This window comes from Tardiphaga sp. GW821-FHT12E02 (genome assembly GCF_058807155.1).
The window spans coordinates 2,227,188-2,248,166 of record NZ_JBXAQK010000001.1 but is presented as its reverse complement, the minus strand read 5'-3'; the positions used below and the strand labels follow the sequence as shown (position 1 = coordinate 2,248,166).

At 62.4% G+C, this 20,979-nt stretch carries 22 protein-coding genes; 12 read left to right on the top strand and 10 right to left on the bottom strand.

The features are described 5' to 3' along the window. Nucleotides 1–36: 36 nt before the first annotated feature. The gene (locus AC1RQ5_RS10615) at nt 37–1,212 is read right to left on the bottom strand and encodes an acyl-CoA dehydrogenase family protein (protein ID WP_493198815.1); all 1,176 of its coding nucleotides are present in this window, start codon (nt 1,210–1,212) and stop codon (nt 37–39) included. Nucleotides 1,213–1,565: 353 nt separating this feature from the next. Here AC1RQ5_RS10615 and AC1RQ5_RS10610 point away from each other — a divergent pair, with 353 nt between their 5' ends. The 5 genes from AC1RQ5_RS10610 to AC1RQ5_RS10590 all read left to right on the top strand — a co-directional run bounded on the left by AC1RQ5_RS10610 (nt 1,566) and on the right by AC1RQ5_RS10590 (nt 7,539). Next, nucleotides 1,566–2,393 (top strand): alpha/beta fold hydrolase, encoded by an 828-nt coding sequence (locus tag AC1RQ5_RS10610; protein ID WP_493198814.1) that lies wholly within the window; start codon nt 1,566–1,568, stop codon nt 2,391–2,393. Beyond that, a complete protein-coding gene (locus AC1RQ5_RS10605) occupies nt 2,390–3,667 on the top strand; it encodes an acyl-CoA dehydrogenase family protein (protein WP_493198812.1) in 1,278 nt (425 codons plus the stop codon). Before AC1RQ5_RS10610 ends, AC1RQ5_RS10605 begins: the two co-directional genes overlap by 4 nt. A gap of 109 nt (nt 3,668–3,776) precedes the next feature. Then, nucleotides 3,777–5,297: a class I adenylate-forming enzyme family protein gene (locus AC1RQ5_RS10600; RefSeq protein ID WP_493198810.1), complete on the top strand. Its 1,521-nt coding sequence runs from the start codon at nt 3,777–3,779 to the stop codon at nt 5,295–5,297. A 167-nt stretch (nt 5,298–5,464) separates the two neighbouring features. After that, nucleotides 5,465–6,559 (top strand): NAD/NADP octopine/nopaline dehydrogenase family protein, encoded by a 1,095-nt coding sequence (locus AC1RQ5_RS10595; protein WP_493198808.1) that lies wholly within the window; start codon nt 5,465–5,467, stop codon nt 6,557–6,559. Continuing rightward, complete coding sequence (locus AC1RQ5_RS10590; protein WP_493198806.1) at nt 6,556–7,539, top strand: 3-hydroxybutyryl-CoA dehydrogenase; 984 nt, start codon at nt 6,556–6,558, stop codon at nt 7,537–7,539. The genes AC1RQ5_RS10595 and AC1RQ5_RS10590 overlap by 4 nt, the downstream gene beginning before the upstream one ends. A 124-nt stretch (nt 7,540–7,663) precedes the next feature. On the opposite strand, the gene AC1RQ5_RS10585 is transcribed toward AC1RQ5_RS10590, so the two are convergent. From AC1RQ5_RS10585 to AC1RQ5_RS10545, 9 genes are all read right to left on the bottom strand, one after another. After that, nucleotides 7,664–8,425, bottom strand: coding sequence for an ABC transporter permease (locus tag AC1RQ5_RS10585; RefSeq protein WP_493198804.1), 762 nt, complete (start codon nt 8,423–8,425; stop codon nt 7,664–7,666). 10 nt (nt 8,426–8,435) lie between these two features. Continuing rightward, nucleotides 8,436–9,218, bottom strand: a complete 783-nt coding sequence (locus AC1RQ5_RS10580; protein ID WP_398477489.1) for an ABC transporter permease — start codon at nt 9,216–9,218, stop codon at nt 8,436–8,438. Then, the gene (locus AC1RQ5_RS10575) at nt 9,218–10,054 is read right to left on the bottom strand and encodes an ABC transporter ATP-binding protein (RefSeq protein WP_398477491.1); all 837 of its coding nucleotides are present in this window, start codon (nt 10,052–10,054) and stop codon (nt 9,218–9,220) included. The genes AC1RQ5_RS10580 and AC1RQ5_RS10575 overlap by 1 nt, the downstream gene beginning before the upstream one ends. Before the next feature lie 220 nt (nt 10,055–10,274). Continuing rightward, nucleotides 10,275–10,523: a DUF3297 family protein gene (locus tag AC1RQ5_RS10570; RefSeq protein ID WP_398477493.1), complete on the bottom strand. Its 249-nt coding sequence runs from the start codon at nt 10,521–10,523 to the stop codon at nt 10,275–10,277. Further along, on the bottom strand, nt 10,520–10,996 hold the full coding sequence (locus AC1RQ5_RS10565; protein WP_493198801.1) for a glutathione peroxidase: 477 nt from the start codon (nt 10,994–10,996) through the stop codon (nt 10,520–10,522). Before AC1RQ5_RS10565 ends, AC1RQ5_RS10570 begins: the two co-directional genes overlap by 4 nt. Before the next feature lie 6 nt (nt 10,997–11,002). Further along, nucleotides 11,003–12,406 (bottom strand): amidase family protein, encoded by a 1,404-nt coding sequence (locus tag AC1RQ5_RS10560; protein ID WP_493198799.1) that lies wholly within the window; start codon nt 12,404–12,406, stop codon nt 11,003–11,005. Between the two features lie 700 nt (nt 12,407–13,106). Beyond that, complete coding sequence (locus AC1RQ5_RS10555) at nt 13,107–13,673, bottom strand: c-type cytochrome (RefSeq protein ID WP_493198797.1); 567 nt, start codon at nt 13,671–13,673, stop codon at nt 13,107–13,109. Between the two features lie 222 nt (nt 13,674–13,895). Next, nucleotides 13,896–15,215 carry a PQQ-dependent sugar dehydrogenase gene (locus AC1RQ5_RS10550; protein WP_493198795.1) on the bottom strand — a complete coding sequence of 440 codons (1,320 nt, stop codon included), beginning with the start codon at nt 15,213–15,215 and terminating at the stop codon, nt 13,896–13,898. Nucleotides 15,216–15,355: 140 nt separating this feature from the next. Beyond that, nucleotides 15,356–15,610, bottom strand: a complete 255-nt coding sequence (locus tag AC1RQ5_RS10545) for a DUF6894 family protein (protein ID WP_398477504.1) — start codon at nt 15,608–15,610, stop codon at nt 15,356–15,358. Between the two features lie 262 nt (nt 15,611–15,872). On the opposite strand from AC1RQ5_RS10545, the gene pqqA reads away from it, so the two are divergent. The 7 genes from pqqA (at nt 15,873) to AC1RQ5_RS10510 (ending at nt 20,932) form a co-directional block, all read left to right on the top strand. Then, entirely contained in the window at nt 15,873–15,953 is an 81-nt protein-coding gene (gene pqqA, locus AC1RQ5_RS10540; RefSeq protein ID WP_089267584.1) for a pyrroloquinoline quinone precursor peptide PqqA, read from the top strand. Nucleotides 15,954–16,055: 102 nt separating this feature from the next. Then, entirely contained in the window at nt 16,056–16,985 is a 930-nt protein-coding gene (gene pqqB / locus AC1RQ5_RS10535; RefSeq protein WP_493198792.1) for a pyrroloquinoline quinone biosynthesis protein PqqB, read from the top strand. Further along, nucleotides 16,982–17,743 (top strand): pyrroloquinoline-quinone synthase PqqC, encoded by a 762-nt coding sequence (pqqC, locus tag AC1RQ5_RS10530; protein WP_493198790.1) that lies wholly within the window; start codon nt 16,982–16,984, stop codon nt 17,741–17,743. Before pqqB ends, pqqC begins: the two co-directional genes overlap by 4 nt. Before the next feature lie 9 nt (nt 17,744–17,752). Next, on the top strand, nt 17,753–18,073 hold the full coding sequence (pqqD, locus tag AC1RQ5_RS10525; RefSeq protein ID WP_493198788.1) for a pyrroloquinoline quinone biosynthesis peptide chaperone PqqD: 321 nt from the start codon (nt 17,753–17,755) through the stop codon (nt 18,071–18,073). Next, nucleotides 18,070–19,287: a pyrroloquinoline quinone biosynthesis protein PqqE gene (gene pqqE, locus AC1RQ5_RS10520; RefSeq protein ID WP_493198787.1), complete on the top strand. Its 1,218-nt coding sequence runs from the start codon at nt 18,070–18,072 to the stop codon at nt 19,285–19,287. Before pqqD ends, pqqE begins: the two co-directional genes overlap by 4 nt. Further along, the gene (gene pip, locus AC1RQ5_RS10515) at nt 19,277–20,254 is read left to right on the top strand and encodes a prolyl aminopeptidase (RefSeq protein ID WP_493198785.1); all 978 of its coding nucleotides are present in this window, start codon (nt 19,277–19,279) and stop codon (nt 20,252–20,254) included. Before pqqE ends, pip begins: the two co-directional genes overlap by 11 nt. 9 nt (nt 20,255–20,263) lie before the next feature. Then, nucleotides 20,264–20,932 carry a hypothetical protein gene (locus AC1RQ5_RS10510; RefSeq protein ID WP_493198783.1) on the top strand — a complete coding sequence of 223 codons (669 nt, stop codon included), beginning with the start codon at nt 20,264–20,266 and terminating at the stop codon, nt 20,930–20,932. Nucleotides 20,933–20,979: the final 47 nt, after the last annotated feature.

Genomic DNA, 20,979 nt, shown 5'->3' with positions numbered 1-20,979 from the left:
CGCGGGGATGGCAGTTGGAGCGTGGTCAAAAGACAGTTAGAGGCCAGCCTGCGCCGACTTGATCAGATCACGTCCGATCACGACTTTCTGCACTTCCGTGGCACCTTCATAGATGCGCAGCGCGCGGATCTCGCGATAGAGCTCCTCCACCTTGACGCCCGACTGCACGCCGAGGCCGCCAAAGATCTGCACCGCGCGATCGATCACGCTCTGCGCGGCTTCGGTGGCATACATCTTGGCCATGGCGGCTTCGCGCGTCACGCGGGGCACGCCCTGATCCTTGGTCCAGGCGGCGCGATAGACCAGCAATGCCGAAGCATCGATGGACGTCGCCATCTCGGCAAGGCCGGCTTGCGTGAGCTGCAGATCGCCCAGCGTATGGCCAAACATTTTTCGCGTCACCGAGCGGTGCAGGCCTTCGTCGAGGGCGCGGCGGCCGAGGCCGAGAGCTGCAGCACCGACCGTGGAGCGGAACACGTCGAGCGTCGCCATGGCGACCTTGAAGCCTTCGCCCTCCCCGCCGATGCGGTTCTTTACCGGCACGCGGCAATCATTGAAATGCAGCGTCGCCAGCGGATGCGGCGCGATGACGTCGATGCGCTCGCCGATGGTGAAGCCGGGCGTATCGGCATCGACAACGAATGCACTGATACCGCGCGCGCCGGCCTCGCCCGTGCGCACGAAGACGACATATTGATCGGCGATGCCGCCGTTCGAGATCCAGGTCTTCAGACCGTTGATGCGCACATGATCGGGACCATCGGATACCGCGGTCGTGCTCATTGCGGCGACGTCCGAGCCGGCATCGGGCTCCGACAATGCGAAGGCAGCGATCGCCTCGCCTTTGGCGACGCGCGGCAGATAGCGCTGCTTGATCTCTTCCGAGCCATAAAGCGTAATCGGCCCGGTGCCGAGCCCCTGCATCGCGAAGGCAAAATCCGCGAGGCCGTTCTGATAGGCCAGCGTCTCGCGGATCAGGCACAGCGCGCGGACGTCGAATTTGTCATACAGCCCGCCATAGGCTGCCGGCACCGCGGCGCGCAGCCAGCCCGCTTCGCCCATCGCCTTCACCAGCTTGCGGCAGGAGCCATCGGTGTCGTGGTGATCGACGAGGCCGGCGACATTGTCCGCAGCCCAGCGCGACAGATCCGTGGCCAGCTTGCGATGATGGTCTTCGAAAAACGGCCAGGTGAGAAATGTGGTGTCGGGCATGGCGGCTTCCTTGTCTCGCGCGATCCGCGATTGTTTTAAACCTAAAGAAATTTCCGGCAAGGGCGATTGTTGTTGCGCTCTGCACGTCATGTCCCCTCTCCCGCCCGCCGGAGAGGGTCAAGGAGAGAGAGCCTCTACAAATTCCGCGCTCGCGGGGGCTCCCCTCTCCCTGACCCTCTCCCCGCAAGAGCGGAGCGAGGGGACTAAGAACGCCCGACATCAAACCGCTGAAAATTGGTGCTGCATTGCACGCGCACTAGGCAGTTCTAGACCCTTTAAGTCTAAAACTATCGCTTTTCATATATATCGGTCGTGCTAGGATTATCACGTCCGCTCGTACAGGAGGCCATCACGTGCCGCACTCGCAAGCCCTGACAACCAAGGACGGCCGCTTCGGCTACGAAGCCAAAGGCGATGCGTCGATGACGCCGCTGGTGTTTCTTCACGGGATCGGCGGTGCCGGCCGTGGCTGGCGTCCCCAGATCGATACATTCGGCGATCGCTACTTCACCATCGGCTGGGACGCGCCCGGCTACGGCGGATCGCAGCAGCTCGATGAGCCGAGCATTCCAAATTTTGCAGCTGCGCTGAAAGACTTTCTCGCAGCGGTCGGGGCCAGGAAGCCGGTGCTGGTCGGTCATTCCATCGGCGGCATGATCGTGCAGCGGTTCCTGCATGACTATCCCGATCTCGCCGGCGCCGCTGTGTTGGCGCAGACCACATCCGTGTTCGGCAGTTCCGATGGCGAGTGGCAGAAGAACTTTATCGATGCCCGTCTGGGCCCGCTGGATCGCGGCGAGACCATGGTGTCGATGGCCCCCAATCTCGTGGCCGGCCTGATCGGCGACGATGCCGATCCGAAGGGCCTCGACCTCGCGCGCGACTGCATGGCGTCCGTCAAGCCCGACACCTATCGCGCCTCGATGAAATCGATGATCGGATTCAATCTCCGCAACGAAATTGCAAACATCAAAGTGCCGACGCTGCTGCTGTCCGGCTCCAAGGATAACAATGCGCCAGCCAAGACGATGGCGAAGATGGCCAGCATGGTGCCCGGCGCGACCTATGTCGAACTCGAAGGCGTCGGACATCTCGCCAGCTTCGAACGCCCGAATGAATTCAACGACGTGATTGCCGACTTCCTCAAGACCACTCACAACCTCTCGGGATCTTCCTCATGAACGTGCCCGCCTCCAAGCTCGATGGCATCGTGCTCGATAAACCGATGTTCGATCCGAAGGCCTATCGTCTCAAAGACGAGCAGGCTGCACTGATCACCAAAGCCCGCGAACTGGCGCAGACCAATTTCGCGCCGCGCGCATCGAAATGGGATCGCGAGGCGATCTTCCCGATCGAGAACTATCGCGACATGCACAAAGCCGGCCTGCTCGGCATCTCGGTGCCCAAGGCCAATGGTGGTTCGGGCGCGGACTACCAGACCTATTCGCTCGCCGCCGCCGAAATCGGCCGCTATTGCGGCGCCACGGCGCTGACCTGGAACATGCATGTCTGTTCGACGCTGTGGTCCGGCCCGCTGGCCGATGACCTCGACATGGATGCGCAGACCCGCGCCGATCACGAGCGCCGCCGCGCGGTGCATTACAAGCGTATCCTCGAAGACGGCGCGATCTATGCGCAGCCGTTCTCCGAAGGTGGCGCAGCAGCTGCCGGCGGCGTGGCTTTCGGCACCGAAGCCAAACCTGTCGATGGCGGCTGGATCGTCAACGGCAAGAAGATCTTTGCATCACTCTCCGGCTCCGCCGATTTCTACGGCGTGCTTTGTACCGAAACCGTCGAGGGCGAAAAGGCGTCCCGCCGCAACACGCTCTATCTGGCGATCGATGCCAAGTCCGACGGCGTCTCCGTGGTCGGCGACTGGGATCCGCTCGGCATGCGAGGCACCGTCTCGCGCACGCTGATCTTCAAGGACGTGTTCGTCCCCGCCGATTCCGCGCTGATGCCGCGCGGCGTATATTTCCAGGCCGCGATGCGCTGGCCGCATATGTTCATGACATTGTCGCCGACTTACATGGGCCTTGCCCAGGCGTCGTATGATTTCACCGTCAAATATCTGCGCGGCGAAGTGCCCGGCATGCCGCCGGTGAAGCGCCGCATGTATCCGACCAAGCAGATCGCGGTGGCGCAGATGCAGGTGAAGCTGGAGCAGATCAAGGGCATCTGGTTCCAGGCCGTCACCGAGGCCTGCGCCAACCCGACCAAGGAGCAGGTGCTGCGTGCCTACGCCGCGCAGTTCACCGTGATGGAAGGCGCCAATGAACTGGCGGCGCTGGCGATCCGCACCTGCGGCGGCCAGTCGATGCTGAAGACGCTGCCGCTGGAGCGCATCTATCGCGACAGCCGCTGCGGCGCACTGATGCTGCCGTGGACGGCCGAACTTTGCCTCGATCGTATCGGGCGCGAAGCGCTGTATGAGCCCGGCGAGAAGGACGAGTAACACGCCGTCATTGCGAGGAGCGGAGCGACGAAGCAATCCAGCCTTCGCTTCTCGCAAAGTCTGGATTGCTTCGCTTCGCTCGCAATGACGACTACAACGGATATGGATCGTGGATCTCTCCAGCCTCATCGCCCGCAACGCGGCTTTCACGCCGGATAAGCCTGCGATTCATTTCGAGGGCACGACGCTTTCCTATGCCGCGTTCAACACACGCATCGAGGCGACGGCGAAGGCACTGAAAGCAGAATGCGGCGTCGGGCGAGGCGATCGCGTCGCGATCCTCAGTCTCAACCGCCCCGACTATCTCGTCCTGCTCTATGCCTGCGCCAGACTCGGCGCGATCCTCGTGCCACTGAACTGGCGGCTCGCAGTCGCCGAGCAACTGTTCATCCTGTCCGATGCCTCGGTGAAAGTGCTGGTGCTGGAAGAAGGCTTTGCCGCGATCCTGCCGCAGCTTGCGACCGACCTGCCCGACACTCGCGTGATCGCGCTGGATTTCACGCCGCCTGCGCCAGCCCAGACATTCGAGGCTCTGCTCGCCAAGGCGTCCGGCGACGGCCACAACCCGCATACCGATCTCTCCTGCCCGCTGCTCATCGTCTACACATCCGGCACCACAGGCCGACCAAAGGGAGCCGTGCTGCGCCAGGAGGCGCTGCTCTGGAACGGGGTGATGAGCCAGCACATGCATGGCCTCACATCGGACGACCATGTCCTCACCGTGCTGCCGTTCTTCCATGTGGGCGGGCTCAATATCCAGACCACGCCGGCGCTGCATCACGGCGCCACCGTGACCATCCATGCGCGCTTTACGCCAGACTCGACGCTCGCGACCATTGCCCATGAGCGACCGACGCTGACCGTGCTGGTGCCTGCCACAATTCAGGCCGTCAGCGAGCATCCGGCCTGGAAAACCACGGACCTGTCTTGCCTGCGCGCCGTCTCCACCGGCTCCAGCATCGTGCCTCCGCATCTGATCGCGCGCTTCGCGGATCGCGGCATTCCGGTGCTGCAGGTTTATGGTTCGACGGAAACATGCCCGATTGCCGTCTATACGCGACTGGGCGGAGATTATTCGCGGATCGGCTCGACAGGACTGCCCGGCCTGTGCTGCGAAGCCATGGTGGTGGACGATAACGGCCTTGAGCGCCCCGCAAACACGGCCGGCGAGATCATCGTGCGCGGGCCGAACGTGTTCTACGAATATTGGGGCAACGAGACTGCAACACGCGATGCGCTGCATGACGGCTGGTATCGCACCGGCGATATCGGCACGCGCGATGCCGACGGCTATTTCTTCGTGCATGACCGCAAGAAGAACATGATCATTTCCGGTGGCGAAAACGTGTATCCCGCCGAGATCGAGCGCGTGCTGCTGGAACATCCCGACGTCGCCGATGTGGGCGTGATCGGGATGGCCGACCCGAAATGGCAGGAAGTGCCGGTCGCCTATGTGGTGCTGCGGCCGGATTGCGCTTGCACCGCCGAGATCCTGAAAGCGCATGTAGCGACACAGCTGGCCCGCTTCAAGCATCCACGCGACATCATCTTCGTCACAGACCTGCCGCGCACCGCGCTCGGCAAGGTGCAGCATTTCAAATTGAAGCAAGAGACAAAGGCCTCGACATGAGGCCATACACTCGATCCCTCACGGTGAGGAGGCGTGTGAGCGCCGCCTCGACCCATGAGCTGCAGGGCACCGGCGCTTGCGGCCATCCTTCGAGACGCGCGCAATTGCGCGCTCCTCAGGATGAGGACTGAGTGTGCTGGCGCCGTATTGATTGGGAGCTTGAGAGAATGAAGATCGCAGTACTCGGCGGCGGCAACGGCTCTTTCGCGGCCGCAGGTGATTTTGCGCTGCAGGGCCATGATGTTCGCCTGTGGCGGCGTGACGCCGAGGCTGTCGCCGCGCACAAGGCAGCCGGCTCGCGCATCACCGTGAAGAATGCGCAGGGCACGCATGACACGCAGCTTGCGCTCGTGACCACCGACATCGCGGCGGCCATCGACGGCGTCGAGCTGATCCTCTGCCCCGCGCCGGCCTTCGCCCAGCCGGATATTGCTAGGCAGATCGCACCACACCTGACCGATGGCCAGGTCGTCTATCTGCCGCCCGCGACGTTTGGCGCGATGATTTTTGCCAAGGCCGCGCATGATGCCGGCAACAAGGCCAAGGTCGCCTTTGCGGAAACCGGCACGCTGCCATGGCTGGCACGCAAGCACGGGCCATTCGAGGTCGCCATCACCATCCGCGCCAAGCGGCTGCCGACCGGTGTGTTTCCGCTGTCGCTCTCTGATTACGCCTGCAAGGTCATCGACAAGGCATTCCCGGGCGTCATCGAGCCCTGCGGCGATGCGCTGTCGGGCGCTCTGATGAATGCGGGGCCGATCATCCATCCGCCGCTGATCGTGATGAATGCCGGGCCGCTCGAACATTTCCCGACCTGGGACATCCACAAGGAAGGCACGCAGGCCGCGATCCGCCGCGTCACCGACCAGCTCGATGGTGAACGCATCGCGATCCGCGAGGCACTCGGCTATCACGGCCCGCATTTCCCGCTGGTGCATCACTACAATCGCGAAGGCGAAGAGTGGATGTATGGCCGCGGCTCGCATGATCGCCTCACCGACAGCGGCGACTGGCGCGAGAATATCGTGCTGCTGGAGCATCGCTACATGCGCGAGGATCTACGCACCGGCCTCTCCTTCTTCCTGTCCTGCGCGCAGCTCGCGGGCGTCGAGACGCCGCTGGTGAAGGCGTTCCTCGCGATCGGCGGCGCCATCTGCGGCGAGAACTTCTTGCAGGGTGGACGCACGCTGGCCTCGCTCGGCTTCGGCGATCTCTCGCGCGATGCGCTGCAGAAGCTGTTGCGCGAAGGCTATGCCGCATGAGCGCCCGTCCGCTGATCGCCTGCCTTGGCGCAGGTCGCATGGGCCGCGGCATTGCCGTGGCCTTCGCCTATGCGGGCCACGAGGTGGCCATCGTCGATTTCAAGCCGCGCGAGACCGACAAGTTCAAGGCGCTTCAGGTTGAGGCGATCGGTGAAGTCCGCAAGACCTTTGCGAGCATGGCGCGCTTCGGCCTGCTGAAAGACACCGATATCGAGACACTGGTGTCGCGTGTCCGCGTCCTGCCGGAAGCCGATGCAGGGATTGCGCTCAGCAGCTCGGCGATCATCTTCGAGGGCGTGCCTGAAGTGCTGGACCAGAAGCGCGAGGCCCTGGCCCGCGCATCGCAGCTGGCTGGCCCCGAGCCGATCATCGCCTCCACCACGTCGACCATTCTCGTCGATGATCTCTCCAGCGCGATCGAAAAGCCGGAGCGCTTCCTCAATGCGCATTGGCTGAACCCCGCTTATCTCGTGCCGCTGGTCGAAGTCTCGCCGGGCGCGAAGACCGATCCGGCTGTCACCGTGAAGGTGAAAGAGCTGCTCGAAGGTATCGGCAAGGTGCCGGTCGTCTGCGCTGCATCGCCCGGCTACATCGTGCCGCGCATTCAGGCGCTGGCCATGAACGAAGCCGCGCGCATGGTCGAGGAAGGCGTCGCCTCGCCGGAAGATCTGGACAAGGCGATCAAATACGGCTTCGGCTTCCGCTTCGCCGTGCTGGGCCTGCTCGAATTCATCGATTGGGGCGGCGGCGATATTCTGTATTACGCCAGCAAATATATGACCGGCGCGTTGAACAATGATCGCTACGCCGCGCCGGAGATCATCGGGCGCAACATGGCTGAAGGAAAGATCGGCCTGCGGACGGGTGAAGGCTTTTTGAATTACGAAGGCCTCGATGTGGATGCCTATCGCGAGGGTCGACTGTCGGCATTCGTGGATCTGCTGAAGCATTTCCAGTTGCAGAAGCCGCCGGTGCTGTAAGGCGCCTCACACTTTGCCCTCATCCTGAGGAGCCGCGCAGCGGCGTCTCGAAGGATGGCGACGGAGCGCCGCATCTCATGGTTCGAGACGGCGCTTCGCGCCTCCTCACCATGAGGGATCGGAGTTAGACTTCCGGAAATCCGCGCAGCAAATGTCCGCGGAGCGTGTGCAGCAGACTGTTCAGGATCAGGCCCAGCAGCGAGATCATGATCAGGGGCACGAACATGTCCACGGTCTGGAACGTGCGTGCGGCCTGCACCAGCATGTGACCGAGGCCATCGGATGAGGTGATCATCTCGGCCAGGAACACCACGATGCAGGAGATCACCAAACCGATGCGGCAGCCGGTGAGAATCGACGGCATCGCAGCCGGCAACACCACCTTGAACAGAATCTGCCAGCGCGGCGTGCCCGCCGCCTGCGCCGACCAGATCAGTTTCTGCTCGACCATGGACGCGTTGTAATAGGTCGAGAGCAGGATCGGAAACAGTGCATCGGCGGTGACCAGCGTGATCTTCGAGGCGTGATCGAAGCCGAGGATCAAGAGCAGCGCCGGATAGAGCGCGACTTTCGGGATCGGAGCGAGCACGCGCACCAGCGGCTTCACCACGGCATTGATCGCCGGATTCACCGCAGCCGCAAGGCCGATCAACACCCCGAGCACCACGGCGATGCCGAAGCCGGCGAACAGGCGGATCAGGGTCGCACCGAGATCATGCATGAAATCGGCGGTGAAGAACTGCGTCGCCAGACGCCCGAACACAGCACCAGGCGGCGGCAACAGATTGGTCGGCGCATAACCGAACGAAATCAGCGACTGCCACAGCGCCAGGAACAGCGCGATGGGAATGAGACCGAAGAGAAAGGAGTTGATGCGTTCGCTCATGCCCTGCTCCTCAGGTAAAGCTCAGGGGCATGTCGTCGCGCGGCTGCGACCAGCGCACAAGCGACATGCGGACCTTCTCGAACACCGCATCGAAGATGATGCCCATCAGGCCGACAATCAGGATCATGGCGAAGACGGTGTCGTATTGCGCCATATCGAGCGCATTGAAGAGAATATTGCCGGCGCCCGACTGGCGCGCGATCATCTCGGATGTGATCATCGTGATCAGCGCCAGCACCAGACCTGTGCGGCAACCGGTGAGAATTTCCGGCAAGGCAGCGGGCAGCACGATGCGCAGCATGCGCGATGGCGCCGACATGCCCATCGCCGCACCCGACCACAGCATCTTTTCTTCCACGGCTTTGCCACCCTGGAACGAGTGATAGATGATGGGCAGGCTCACGCCGAGAAAGATCACCAGCGTTTTGGAGACATCGCCGACGCCGAGCCACAGCATGATGATGGGCATCAGCGCTGCTTTCGGCACGGGATAGATGATCATCATCAGCGGATTGAAGAAATTCGCCACCGCCTTGACGCGGCCCATCATCAGGCCGAGCGGGATCGCGAACAGCACCGCCAGCGTGAGGCCGATGGCCATGCGGCGCATGGAATCGAGAATGTTACGGATCGATTCCTTGTCGGTGAGGATCGCCGGCACCGCCTTCAGCGTCTCGATCGCGGTCGGAAAGCTTTCGGTCCCCAATCGCATCGAGGCAATCTGCCAGACCACGAGCAGACCGATGCACGCGAACAGCGGCGACAGCGCCTTGAGGATGCGGCGCGGCGACATCAGTGCGCTTCCTGGCCGTCGTCGATCATCTTCTCGATATCGACGATGTATTTCTGGAAACGCGCATCGAGCAACAGATCAGCGCGCTTGCGCGGGCGCTGCAGGTCGATGTCGATGATTTCCTTGATGGTACCCGGCGAGCGCGACATCACGATCACCTTGTCGGAGAGATAGACCGCCTCTTCCACCGAATGGGTGACGAACAGCACCGTCTTGCGCTGGGTATCCCAGATATCGAGCAGGTCGTTCTGCAGCCGCGTGCGCGTATGCGCATCGAGGGCGCCGAAGGGTTCGTCCATCAAGAGCACGGACGGATCGTAAGCCAGCGTGCGCGCGATGGCGACGCGCTGCTTCATGCCGCCGGAGAGTTCTTTCGGATAGAATTTTTCGTAGCCCTTGAGGCCGACCATTTCGAGCAGCTTGCGGCCGCGCGCCTCGGCTTCGGACTTCTTCATGCCCTGCTGCAGCATGCCATACATGACATTGCCGAGGACGTTCTTCCACGGAAACAGCGCGAATTCCTGAAACACCGGACCGCGATCAGGACCAGGACCCGTGATCGCCTTGCCTTTGACTTTCACGCTGCCTTCGGTCGGCTTGACGAAGCCACCGACGATATAAAGCAGCGTGGACTTGCCACAACCCGAAGGCCCGAGGATGGAAACGAAGGCGCCATCCTCGATGCTGAGATTGATATCCGACAGCGCGAGATGGCTCTGGCGACCCGACGTCTGAAAGCGCTGCGAGACGTGATCGATCTCGATCATCGCCTGCGCAGGCTGACGTACAGCTTCCAGCCTGGTCTGAGCGTCCGAGCGCAGCGTTGCCACTTTCATTCCCGGTCCTTCATTGGTCATGCCCAATGCCGGCAGCATAACCAGAACCCGCGATTATTTTAAGCTTCAAATTTAGCCGGGCAGCGCCTTTTTGCTAGTCAGTCGTGCTGCACTGCGGTCGGCGATGGCGTAGGGCGGATTAACGACGCGTCATCCGCCGGCCGATTTGATGGTTGAAACTCCGCGGCGGATGACGGCTTCGCCTCATCCGCCCTACGGATCAGTCGCGGTAATAGGCCTCGACGTCGCCCGACAGCTTGATCAGCAAGGGATTGCCATGGCGGTCCTTGGCGGCGCCGGCAGGGACGCGCACCCAGCCCTCGCTGATGCAGTATTCCTCGACATTGCTCTTTTCGACGCCCTTGAAGCGGATGCCGACATCGAACTGCAGAACCGCCTCGTTGTAATGCGGGCTGCGCGGATCCACCGACAGATGGTCCGGGATGGCGGGCTTGGTGGTCTCGGTCATAGCAGGGCCTCGATCTTGTCGCGCAGGGATTCGGGTTTGGTGGTCGGCGAAAAACGATCGACCACCCGGCCGGAGCGGTCGATCAGGAATTTGGTGAAATTCCATTTGATCGCCGACCCCAGCAGGCCCGATTTCTCAGATTTGAGGAAATTATACAATGGGTGGGCCAGCCCGCCATTGACGTCGATCTTGGCAAACATCGGAAACGAGACGTCATAGGTCTTCTGGCAGAAGCCGGCGATCTCCTCGGCCGTGCCGGGCTCCTGGCCGCCGAACTGGTTGCAGGGAAAACCGAGCACGGTGAAGCCGCGGGCGCCAAAATCCTGCTGCAGTTTTTCGAGGCCTTCATATTGCGGCGTGAAACCGCAGGCACTGGCGGTGTTGACCACCAGCAGCACACGGCCTTCGAAGTCTTTCAGCGACACCGTATCGCCTTTCAGCGAGTCGGCTTTGAAATCATAGATGCTGCTCATCGGGCCTCATGCAGTGATGGGATCGCAAGGCATCGGCGGTGTGCCGCCGGCCTCGATCGCTTCGCCGGCTGCGAGGCAGAGATCCTCGCGATAGCGGCCGGCAACGAGTTGGACGCCAGTCGGCGTGCGGCCAACGAGGCCCGTTGCAACGCTCAGCGCCGGTAGCCCCATGAAGGGAATGCCGATCTGGGGCATTTGTGCCGCCCAGACGCGCGCAAAACCTTCCTCACCCTCCAGATCGAGATTGTCGGGGAACGGCAATTCGCCGGACATCGGCATCAGCACGACCGCGTAACGCTGCAGGAACAGTTCCCAGTCACGAACGAATGTGGAGCGGCGCACCAATGCACGCGACAGGCCGCCATTGTCGAAGTCCTTCAGCTTGTCTTTCTGCCCGCGCAGGCAGACGAGCGCTGCGGGATCGCCCTCGCGCTCGGCCGCGTCCAGCATGCCCTGATAGCCATCGCCGAACCAGATCGTCGTCTGCAGGAGAGCGGCTTCGCGCAGCGCCGGGGTGTTCTCGACTTCCTCGACGTTCCACCCTGCCCGCTCCAGCCGCTTGCCGGCATCGCGCACCGCGCTTTCCACGGCCTTGGTGATTTCGAGTCCGTCCGGGCGCAGACACATGGCGACGCGCTTTTCACGCGGCTCGCCGATCAGCGGCACCGGCACATACCAGGGATCGCGCACGTCGGGTTGCGCCATGGCTTCGAGGCCGAGGCGGATATCCGCGATGGTGCGCGCGAGCGGACCCGACACCGCGGTGATCTGGCCGGAGATGATGCGCTCGGGCAGCGCCTGATTATAGGCAGCGATGCGGCCGACGGTGGGACGCAATCCATGCACGCCGCAGGCATAAGCGGGATAGCGGATGGAGCCTGCGATATCGGTGCCATGAGCGATATGGCCGATGCCGGCTGCGACCGATGCACCGGCGCCACCGGATGAGCCGCCGGGCGTCAGCGAGGGATCACGTGGATTCTTCGTGTCACCATAGAGCTGGTTGGTGGTGAACCAGCGATAGGAGAAAGCCGGGCAATTGGTACGGCCGAGAATGACGGCGCCGGCCTTGATAAGATTGTCGATCACCGGGCTGTTGCTCGTGGCGATGATCTCGTTCTGGATCTTGACGCCGTTCGAGGTCGCATAGCCCTTGTAGTCGATATTCACCTTCACGGTGACGGGCACACCGGCGAGCGGGCCGACATTCAAGCCACGCGCGAGCGCGGCATCGACGGCCTCGGCCTGCGCGAGAACTTCTTCGGGACGATGATCGACCACGGCATTGATCGCGGGATTCGCAGCATCGAGCCTGTCGAGACCGGATTGCGCCGCCTCTTTTGCAGACACTTGCCGCGTCTTGATGAGACCAGCGAGTTCCGAGGCCGACAGACGCCAGAGATCATTCATGCAGTGCTCCCGTATTTGCGGCCGGTTTTATCGCAGCATGTGCCGTGAATGCCAAATGCGGGTACGGCATTGCTGTCTCGCGGCGCCGGAGCGTCCGAGGTGTGAGCAGTTCTCCCCTCAAAGACATAAGGGGAGGTGGCACGCCGCAAGGCGCACTTGAGTGGACTTGACGCTGCTCTTGCCTGCTGGATCGCCAGCAAGCCTGAGCCGCAACGCCTTACGGCGCGCCACCGCGACGTTCTTCCTGATCGAAGGACCGTTCTTCCGGGTACTGGGCACTCCACAATGGGAGTCATCCGACGGATTTCTCCGCCTTCGCCCGCACCACGTCCAGCCGCGCTAGCGGCAGGGCCCCGTATTGGGCCCGGACGGTGACCCTCGACCACCCGAGTGCTGGGGGATACGTCCTCCCCCGGCCCGCAGGCGCCGCATCCATGTTCCGCTCAATGACGCCTCATGAAGCGCCCCTCACCGAACAAGACGGGAGGGAGTATGGTGGCGATGGGAATTTTGTCAAGAACAAAAATAGAACGAAGGCGACAGGTGGTAGGATGGGTTGAGCCAACGGGTCGCGCGAAGCGCGCCCGATGATAAACTCCGCGAAAACCCGTCATTCCGTCGGTGCGGCAAACTCCGCCGATGGGTTATAGCGACGGCCTACGGCCGACGCTCAACCCATCCTACGGACGTCGAGCGTGTGTCACTTCACCCGCGCCAGATAATAGGCCAGCTCCACGATCTGCGCGTCGCTGATCGGCTGCATCACGTCAGCCATCGTCGCATCATAGCCGTGCCGTGAATTGTCCTTATATTCGCGCATGGTCTTGGCGAGATAATCCTCGCGCTGGCCTGCGATGCGCGGGATGTTGTCGCGGCCGGCGAAGTCGGCATTGTGGCAGCTGTCGCAGCGGAATTGCGAGGTCAGCGCCTTCGCCGCCTGCAGGCGCGCGGGATCGCCGCCCTCGACGGCCACCGGCTTCGGCAGCGTGGCGATGTAGTCGGAAAATGTACGCAGATCGTCGTCGGTGAGATCCTTCGCCATCTCGTTCATCGGCTCGAAGGTCCGCAGCTTCTCGCGAAACATATAGAGCTGGATCAGCGTGTAGGCCGGCTGCTGCGCGCCGAGCGATGGCGTGATCTCGGTTTCCGACGTGCCCTTCTCGCCATGGCAGGCGAGACACGGTGCGACGCGTTCGGCGATGGGCTCGGCGGCGGAAAGTGAGGACGAGGAAACAAGTAGAGCGACGATGACTGCGAACGGGCGCATCGGGGACTTACTTTCTGTATTCTGAAATAGCGACGGCGGTCGTGTCTCCTCTCCCCGCTTGCGGGGAGAGGATCAGGGTGAGGATGCGGCCATCCTTCGAGACGCGGCCTGAGAAGGCCGCTCCTCAGGATGAGGGAAGAGTATGGATTGGTAGAAGACCCTCATGGTGAGGAGCCCGCGAAGCGGGCGTCTCGAACCATGCAGGCCCAGCACTATCCATCGTCACTTCTTGTCGGCCACCTTCGGCTTGCCGTAGCTGATGCGATAGATGGCGCCGTTCCAGTCGTCGGAGACCAAGAGCGAACCATCCTTCATCGGCAGTACGTCCACGGGACGGCCGACATATTTGTTGTCCTCGATGAAGCCGGTGAGGAACGGCTCGATCGACTTCACCGTGCCGTCCTTGTTCAGCTTGGCGACGACGACGTCGCCGCCGAGCTTCTGCGACTTATTCCACGAGCCATGACGCGCGATGAAGATCGCGTTCTTGTAGGCGGCCGGGAATTGCTTGCCATTGTAGAAGCGCATGCCGAGCGCCGCCGTATGTGCGCCGAGCAGGCCGACCGGCGCCGTGTAGTCGGCGCAGGACTTGCCCCAGCCGAGTTCGGGATCGAGGATATTGCCCTGGTGGCAGAACGGCGCGCCGAAATTCTCGCCGACCTTGGTGACGCGGTTGAGCTCGTCCTCCGGAACCGTCTCCGACATCCAGTCGCGGCCATTGTCGGTGAAGTACAGTTGCTTGGTTTCGGGATTCCAGTCGAAGCCGACGGTGTTGCGCATGCCGCGCAAGATGACTTCGGCGCCGGAGCCATCGAGATTCATGCGGCGGATCTGGCCGTGCTCCTCGCTATGCAGCACGCTGTTGCCGGGCTGGCCGACGGGGACATAGAGCTTGTTGTCCGGGCCGATGCCGATGAACTTCCAGCCATGGGCCTCGTCCTTCGGCAGCTTGTCGTAAATCATCACGGGCTTCGGCGGATTGTCGAGATTGTCTTCCACCTTCTCGATCTTCGAGATTTTCGACAGCTCGCCGATATAGAGCGTACCGTCCTTGAAGGCCAAACCGTTCGGACGATAGAGGCCCGAGGCCAGCACTTTCACCTGGCGCTTGCCGTCCTGATTGACGATCGCATAGACCTTGTCGACCAGGCGCGAGCCGACGAACACGGTGCCCTTGTCGCCTTCGCGCATGGAGCGCGCATTGGCCATGCCGGCAGCATAGACTTCCACATTGAAGCCGGCCGGCACTTTCAGCTTGGCGATCGGCAGCTTGTCTGCGGCGGATGGAATCGGCGGCGGTGCGACCGGCGCAAGCTTGGCGGCAGCGGCATTGTCGGCGGGACGGCCGATCAGCGGCGAGCCCGGCGGCAGAGCCGGTGCGGCAGCAGCGGCCGGAGCAGGTGTGGCCGCGGGAGCCGGCGCAGCGGCGGGCGGCGAAGCAGCGGGGGCCGTATCGGATTGCTGGGCAAAGGCGCCGGTTGCAAAGACGCCAATGAAAACGCCGGCGAGCAACGCCTGCCGTGCGGACGCATAAATGGTCATGAATCTCTCCCTTTCGAAGGAAGCCCTCTATCGACCGTCACGAATCCTCGTCGCGCAGTCCGGGGCTTTCCGAGATTCACTGTCCGATATTTCAGTACCTCCGCGCAACCAAAACCATGCGCGCCACTGCCACGCACGCCTCAATGGCGCGTGGTCGAATCCGCGGAATCCAGCAGCGCTTCGCTGAAAGGGAATTCCAGCACGATCTCGCCCTGCTCGTCGGTGACTTCCAGCACTGCGGCCAAAAGATCGCGCTGCGTGCCCTCTGAGCGCAGCAATTGCATGATCATGGAGCGTGCAACTTCCCAGGCGTGATCGGGATTGCGCAGCAATTCGCCATCGGGATCATCGACGACTTCCTCACCGAGGCGGGTGTTGAAGAAATAACGTGGCATGACGATCCCCGAACTTCCTGGATATTGCTGCGAGCAGCGGGCGATGGTTTTTGCCGCAATCACTCATACAAGGTTAAGAAACACGGCAGCCTTTGCAATGTTGCATTGCGGATTATGGTGCAGCGCACGCAAACGTGATTTTTTATCCTCTAAGCTGCATCCCATCCCTCACATTCTGATGACGAAGCAGTTGGCGAACCTTTTGCCAGCGATTACACTTACCCCATGCAGGATCGACTGCATTCAAGAGCGGGAGAGCATCATGGCCTGGAAAGCACCGAAAATCGTCGAAGTTGCGGTCGGCATGGAAATCAACATGTACGCTTGCGCCGCGCGCAAGTAAGATTCGACGTCGGAGCCGAACAGGGCGTCTTGCCGGTTTTTCCGGGAAGGCGCCCTTTTCGACTCTCCGCTCTCTTTTATCTCGCTGGCTTGAGGCGACCTGATGTTGCGTATCGTCGTTCTTGGAGCCGCAGCCGGCGGCGGCATTCCGCAGTGGAATTGCGGCTGCCCGATGTGCCGGGCCGCACGCAGCGGCAAGCCTGAATTGCAAAGCGGCCAGGCCTCCATCGCTGTCAGCGCCGATGGCCGCAACTGGTTCCTCATCAATGCCTCCCCCGACCTGCGGCAACAGGTCACCGAGACGCCGCAGCTACATCCGCAGGATGGCGCGCTGCGCCATTCGCCGATCGCAGGCGTGATCCTGACCAATGCCGAAGTGGATGCGGTGGCCGGGCTGCTCTCCATGCGCGAGGGCTCGCCCTTCACCATCTACGGGCATGAGCGCGTGCTGGCGATCCTCAAAGCCAACAGTATTTTCAACGTGCTTTCCGAGACGAACGTGAAGCGCGAGGCGATCGAGGTGGATCGCAGTTTTGCGCCACGCCTGCAGGACGGCACCGCATCGGGCCTCGAGGTGCTGCCGTTCACGGTACCCGGCAAGGGTGCATGGTATCTCGAAGGAGAGGCGCATCCGGCTGGCGCCGATGGCGACGGCGATACGCTGGGCCTGCGCATCAGCGAAACCGCGAGCGGCAAGCATTTCTATTTCATCGCCGCCTGCGCGCGCGTGACGCCGGAATTGACCGAACGCATCCGCGGCACGCCGCTGGTGTTTTTCGATGGTACGGTGTGGCGCGATGATGAACTCATCGCGGCCGGGCTTGGCCAGAAGACCGGACAGAGCATGGGGCATATCGCCATGTCCGGCGAGGACGGCGCGATTGCGTCGCTGGCCAATGCAGGCATCGGGCAGAAATTCTTTCTGCACATCAACAATTCGAACCCAGCCTTGCTGCGCGACTCCGCCGAGCGCGCGGCACTGACGACCACCGGCTGGCAGATCCCCCATAACGGGATGGAGATCACGCTGTGAAACTATCCGCGCTTTCGATCGACAACAGCGTGCCGCTCGACAATGCCGAGCAGCTGGAAGCAGCGCTGCGCGAGATCGGCGCCACGCGCTATCACAGCCTGCATCCGTTTCATAAGCTGCTGCATGGCGGCAAGCTCAACAAGGGCCAGGTGCAGGCCTGGGCGCTGAACCGCTATTATTACCAGAGCACGATCCCCATCAAGGATGCGGTGGTCATCTCCCGCTTCCGCGATCGCGCCACGCGGCTGGAATGGCGGCATCGCATCGAGGATCACGATGGCGATGTCGGCGCGGAAGGCGGCATCGAGCGCTGGCTGAAGCTGACCGAGGGTCTCGGGCTCGACAGCGCCTATGTCGAATCCACCGAAGGCATCCTGCCCGCCACGCGCTTCGCCGTGGAGGCCTATGTGCATTATGTCCGCGACCGCTCGCCGCTGGAGGCGATCGCTTCCTCGCTGACAGAGCTGTTTGCGCCGAACCTGCATGAAGAACGCATTTCCGGCATGCTGACGCACTATGATTTCGTCAATCCGGACATCATGAGCTATTTCAGCCGCCGCCTGACCCAGGCACCGCGCGATGCCGGTTTCGCGCTCGACTACGTTAAGCAGCATGCCACAACGCCCGCGGAACGCCGGCTGGTGGCCAATGCGCTGATCTTCAAGACCAATGTGTTGTGGGTGCAGCTCGACGCGCTATATCATGCCTATGTGGATGGCCATGTGCCGCCGGGCGCCTTTGTGCCCACGGCCAACTAGAGATCGATCATGACGGAGCAGCCGCGCAGCCGTCGCATGGAAGTCTCCGAGGCGAGCAAGCCGATCTTGCCGCGCCACGCCCGGCTGAAATTCGACGAGACGCGGCAGGTCTGGGTGATCCTGGCGCCCGAACGCGTGCTGGCGCCCGATGAGATCGCGGTGGAGATCTTGCAGCTGTGCGATGGCGTGCGCAGTGTCGCCGAGATCGTCGATCTGCTGGCCGCCAAATACAATGCGCCACGCGGCGACATCGGCAATGACGTCATCGCCATGCTGCAGGATCTCGCCGACAAGGGCTTTCTCACGCAAGCGCGGGAGAAGACCGTATGAGCAACTTTGTTCAAGATTCTGCACTCACCGATGCCTCACCGATCGTGCCCCATGACAGCCTCGCCGTGCTGGAGCGCACACGTTCGACGGCGGAGACTTTTGGTATTCCGCTCGCGGTGCTGGCCGAGCTGACGCATCGCTGCCCACTGCAGTGCCCCTATTGTTCGAATCCGGTCGAGCTGGATCGCGCCAATAGCGAACTCAGCACCGACGAATGGAAGAAGGTGCTCAGCGAACTCGCCGAGATCGGCGTGCTGCAGATCCATTTTTCCGGCGGCGAGCCGACGGCGCGCAAGGATATCGTGGAGCTGGTGCAGCATGCGACGGATGTCGGGCTGTATTCGAATTTGATTACGTCGGCGGTGCTGCTGTCGCGCGACAAGCTTGAAGCGCTGGCAGATGCGGGGCTTTGCCATGTGCAGATCAGCTTCCAGGGCAATGAGCCTATGGTGGCCGACCGCGTCGGCGGCTATCGCGGCGGCCATGCGAAGAAGATCGAGGTGGCGCGCTGGACGCGCGAGCTGGACCTGCCGTTGACCGTGAATGCGGTGATGCACCGGCAGAACCTGCATCAGCTGGCTGACATCATCCAGATGGCCGTCGACCTCGATGCCGACCGGCTGGAAGTCGCCAATGTGCAATATTACGGCTGGGCGCTGAAGAACCGCGCTGCCCTGATGCCGACCATCGACCAGATCGACGACACCTCCCGCATTGTCGATGACGCCCGTGTCCGCCTCAAGGGCATTCTCGATATCGATTATGTAGTGCCGGATTATTACGCGCTGCGGCCAAAGAAATGCATGGGCGGCTGGGGCCGGCAGTTCTTCAACATCTCGCCGGCGGGCAAGGTGCTGCCCTGCCACGCGGCCGAGACCATCACCGGGCTCGATTTCGAAAGCGTGCGCAGCAATCACTCCATCGCGTGGATCTGGCAGAATTCCGAAGCCTTCAACCGCTATCGCGGCACCGGATGGATGCCGGAGCCGTGCCAGAGCTGCGAATTCAAGGAAGTGGATCTCGGCGGCTGCCGCTGCCAGGCTTTTGCGCTGACCGGCGATGCGGGCAACACCGATCCCGCCTGCACGCTGTCACCGCGGCATGAAGAGATCTTCAAGCTCGCCGAGACCGAATCCAGCGAGGGCGCCGATCGCTTCCTCTATCGCAATTTCAAGGGCGGCACGCTCGAAGCCGACGACACGCATGGCCGCTGACTCCCCTGCCCCCGTATCCGGCGATGCGTTTACGCCGCTTACATCCGACCATCTCGATGTCGGCAACGGCCATTCCATCTATGTGGAGAGCGTCGGCCGCAACGACGGCATTCCTGCGGTCTATCTGCATGGCGGGCCGGGCTCGGGCTGCCAGCCCGATCATCGCCGATTGTTCGATCCGCAACGTTTTCACACCGTTCTGTTCGACCAGCGCGGCGCCGGGCGCAGCAGGCCGAAGGGACTGCGCGAGCACAACACGCTGCCGCATCTGATTGCGGATATGGAGACGATCCGCCGCAAATTCGGTTTCGACAAATGGCTGGTGGTCGGCGGCTCATGGGGCGCCACGCTAGCGCTGGCCTATGCGCAGGCGCATCCGGAGCATGTCAGTGGGATCGTATTGCGCGCCACGTTCTTCGGCACGCGTGACGAGCTGCACGATGTGTTCAACGTGATCCTGCCACGGCATTATCCGGGCCTGCACGAGGATTATCTCAGCGTGCTGCCCGAGAGCGAGCGCAGCGATCCGCTACCTAACTTCTATCGCCGCATTCTCGATGCCGATCCGGCCGTGCACATCCCGGCGATCCGCGCCTGGGGCGGCACCGAGTCGATCCTTTCCGAAGTGGCGCCAAAACGCACGCGGCTCGATCGTGCGGCACTCGCCAGCACGACCGGGCCGATGCCGGCCACACCGGCGATGGAAGCGCATTACTTCCTGCATGGCGCCTTCATGCGGCCGCGGCAGTTGATGGACGAGGCGGGAAAGCTGAACGGCATCCCCGGCGTCATCGTGCAGGGCCGTTATGACCTGCTCTGCCCGCCCGTGAATTCGCATGCCCTCGCTGCGCGCTGGAGCGATGCCGAGGTGCGAATCGTCGAAGGCGCCGGACATAGCCTGTATGATCCCGGCGTGCGCGATGCTGTCATGAAGGCGATCGCGGATGTGGCGTCAAAATTGAAATAGGACTGCATCATGCCCATGGCCGGAACCGGAATGCTGATGACGTCGATGGATATCGACGCCGTGCATGAACAGGAGTTCAACCAATGGTATGACCGCGAGCATCTCGCCGAGCGCGTTGCCATCGATGGATTTCTCGAAGCACGGCGCTATGTCGCGGTGAATGCCGCGCCGAAATATCTCGGCCTGTATTCCACCGCGACATTCGATGTGCTGGACAGCGACGCCTATCGCACGGCACTGGCCAACCAGACCGCCTGGTCGCTCGCCAATATCGGCCGCTTCAAGAACATGCTGCGCTCGGTGGCACGGATCACCGTGAGCCGCGGCCAGGGGCGCGGTGCCGCGCTCGGCCTGGTCCGCATCCGGCCGCCGGAAGGCGATGTCGATAGCCTGCGCGAGGCGCTGCGCGCCCTGCTCGATCCCGGCATGATCCATGACATCATCTCGATGCATCTGATGGAGAGCGATCCGCGGCTGTCGAAGCCGCTGACGGATGATCCCGCCGCGCCGAACCCGGCGGCCCGCGACTGGTATGTGCTGATCGACGGCACCGATGCCGATGCCGTCGCGCGCACCATGGAGGGCCGGTTTGATTCCGCCATCGCCACAGCCGGCGCGACATTGATTTCGCGCGGGACCTATCGGCTGATGTGGGATCTTGTGAAAGCAGATTTGTGAGCACAGGACGCCACACGTCCGACAATTGATCTAGATCAAATCATCTA

What these genes read in the sequence shown, in the direction of transcription:
- AC1RQ5_RS10615 (WP_493198815.1), bottom strand. Translation starts at nt 1,212, where the DNA reads ATGCCCGACACCACATTTCTCACCTGGCCGTTTTTCGAAGACCATCAT.
- AC1RQ5_RS10605 (WP_493198812.1), top strand. Translation starts at nt 2,390, where the DNA reads ATGAACGTGCCCGCCTCCAAGCTCGATGGCATCGTGCTCGATAAACCG.
- AC1RQ5_RS10595 (WP_493198808.1), top strand. Translation starts at nt 5,465, where the DNA reads ATGAAGATCGCAGTACTCGGCGGCGGCAACGGCTCTTTCGCGGCCGCA.
- AC1RQ5_RS10590 (WP_493198806.1), top strand. Translation starts at nt 6,556, where the DNA reads ATGAGCGCCCGTCCGCTGATCGCCTGCCTTGGCGCAGGTCGCATGGGC.
- AC1RQ5_RS10585 (WP_493198804.1), bottom strand. Translation starts at nt 8,425, where the DNA reads ATGAGCGAACGCATCAACTCCTTTCTCTTCGGTCTCATTCCCATCGCG.
- AC1RQ5_RS10580 (WP_398477489.1), bottom strand. Translation starts at nt 9,218, where the DNA reads ATGTCGCCGCGCCGCATCCTCAAGGCGCTGTCGCCGCTGTTCGCGTGC.
- AC1RQ5_RS10575 (WP_398477491.1), bottom strand. Translation starts at nt 10,054, where the DNA reads ATGAAAGTGGCAACGCTGCGCTCGGACGCTCAGACCAGGCTGGAAGCT.
- AC1RQ5_RS10570 (WP_398477493.1), bottom strand. Translation starts at nt 10,523, where the DNA reads ATGACCGAGACCACCAAGCCCGCCATCCCGGACCATCTGTCGGTGGAT.
- AC1RQ5_RS10565 (WP_493198801.1), bottom strand. Translation starts at nt 10,996, where the DNA reads ATGAGCAGCATCTATGATTTCAAAGCCGACTCGCTGAAAGGCGATACG.
- AC1RQ5_RS10560 (WP_493198799.1), bottom strand. Translation starts at nt 12,406, where the DNA reads ATGAATGATCTCTGGCGTCTGTCGGCCTCGGAACTCGCTGGTCTCATC.
- AC1RQ5_RS10555 (WP_493198797.1), bottom strand. Translation starts at nt 13,673, where the DNA reads ATGCGCCCGTTCGCAGTCATCGTCGCTCTACTTGTTTCCTCGTCCTCA.
- AC1RQ5_RS10550 (WP_493198795.1), bottom strand. Translation starts at nt 15,215, where the DNA reads ATGACCATTTATGCGTCCGCACGGCAGGCGTTGCTCGCCGGCGTTTTC.
- AC1RQ5_RS10545 (WP_398477504.1), bottom strand. Translation starts at nt 15,610, where the DNA reads ATGCCACGTTATTTCTTCAACACCCGCCTCGGTGAGGAAGTCGTCGAT.
- pqqA (WP_089267584.1), top strand. Translation starts at nt 15,873, where the DNA reads ATGGCCTGGAAAGCACCGAAAATCGTCGAAGTTGCGGTCGGCATGGAA.
- pqqB (WP_493198792.1), top strand. Translation starts at nt 16,056, where the DNA reads ATGTTGCGTATCGTCGTTCTTGGAGCCGCAGCCGGCGGCGGCATTCCG.
- pqqD (WP_493198788.1), top strand. Translation starts at nt 17,753, where the DNA reads ATGACGGAGCAGCCGCGCAGCCGTCGCATGGAAGTCTCCGAGGCGAGC.
- pqqE (WP_493198787.1), top strand. Translation starts at nt 18,070, where the DNA reads ATGAGCAACTTTGTTCAAGATTCTGCACTCACCGATGCCTCACCGATC.
- pip (WP_493198785.1), top strand. Translation starts at nt 19,277, where the DNA reads ATGGCCGCTGACTCCCCTGCCCCCGTATCCGGCGATGCGTTTACGCCG.
- AC1RQ5_RS10510 (WP_493198783.1), top strand. Translation starts at nt 20,264, where the DNA reads ATGCCCATGGCCGGAACCGGAATGCTGATGACGTCGATGGATATCGAC.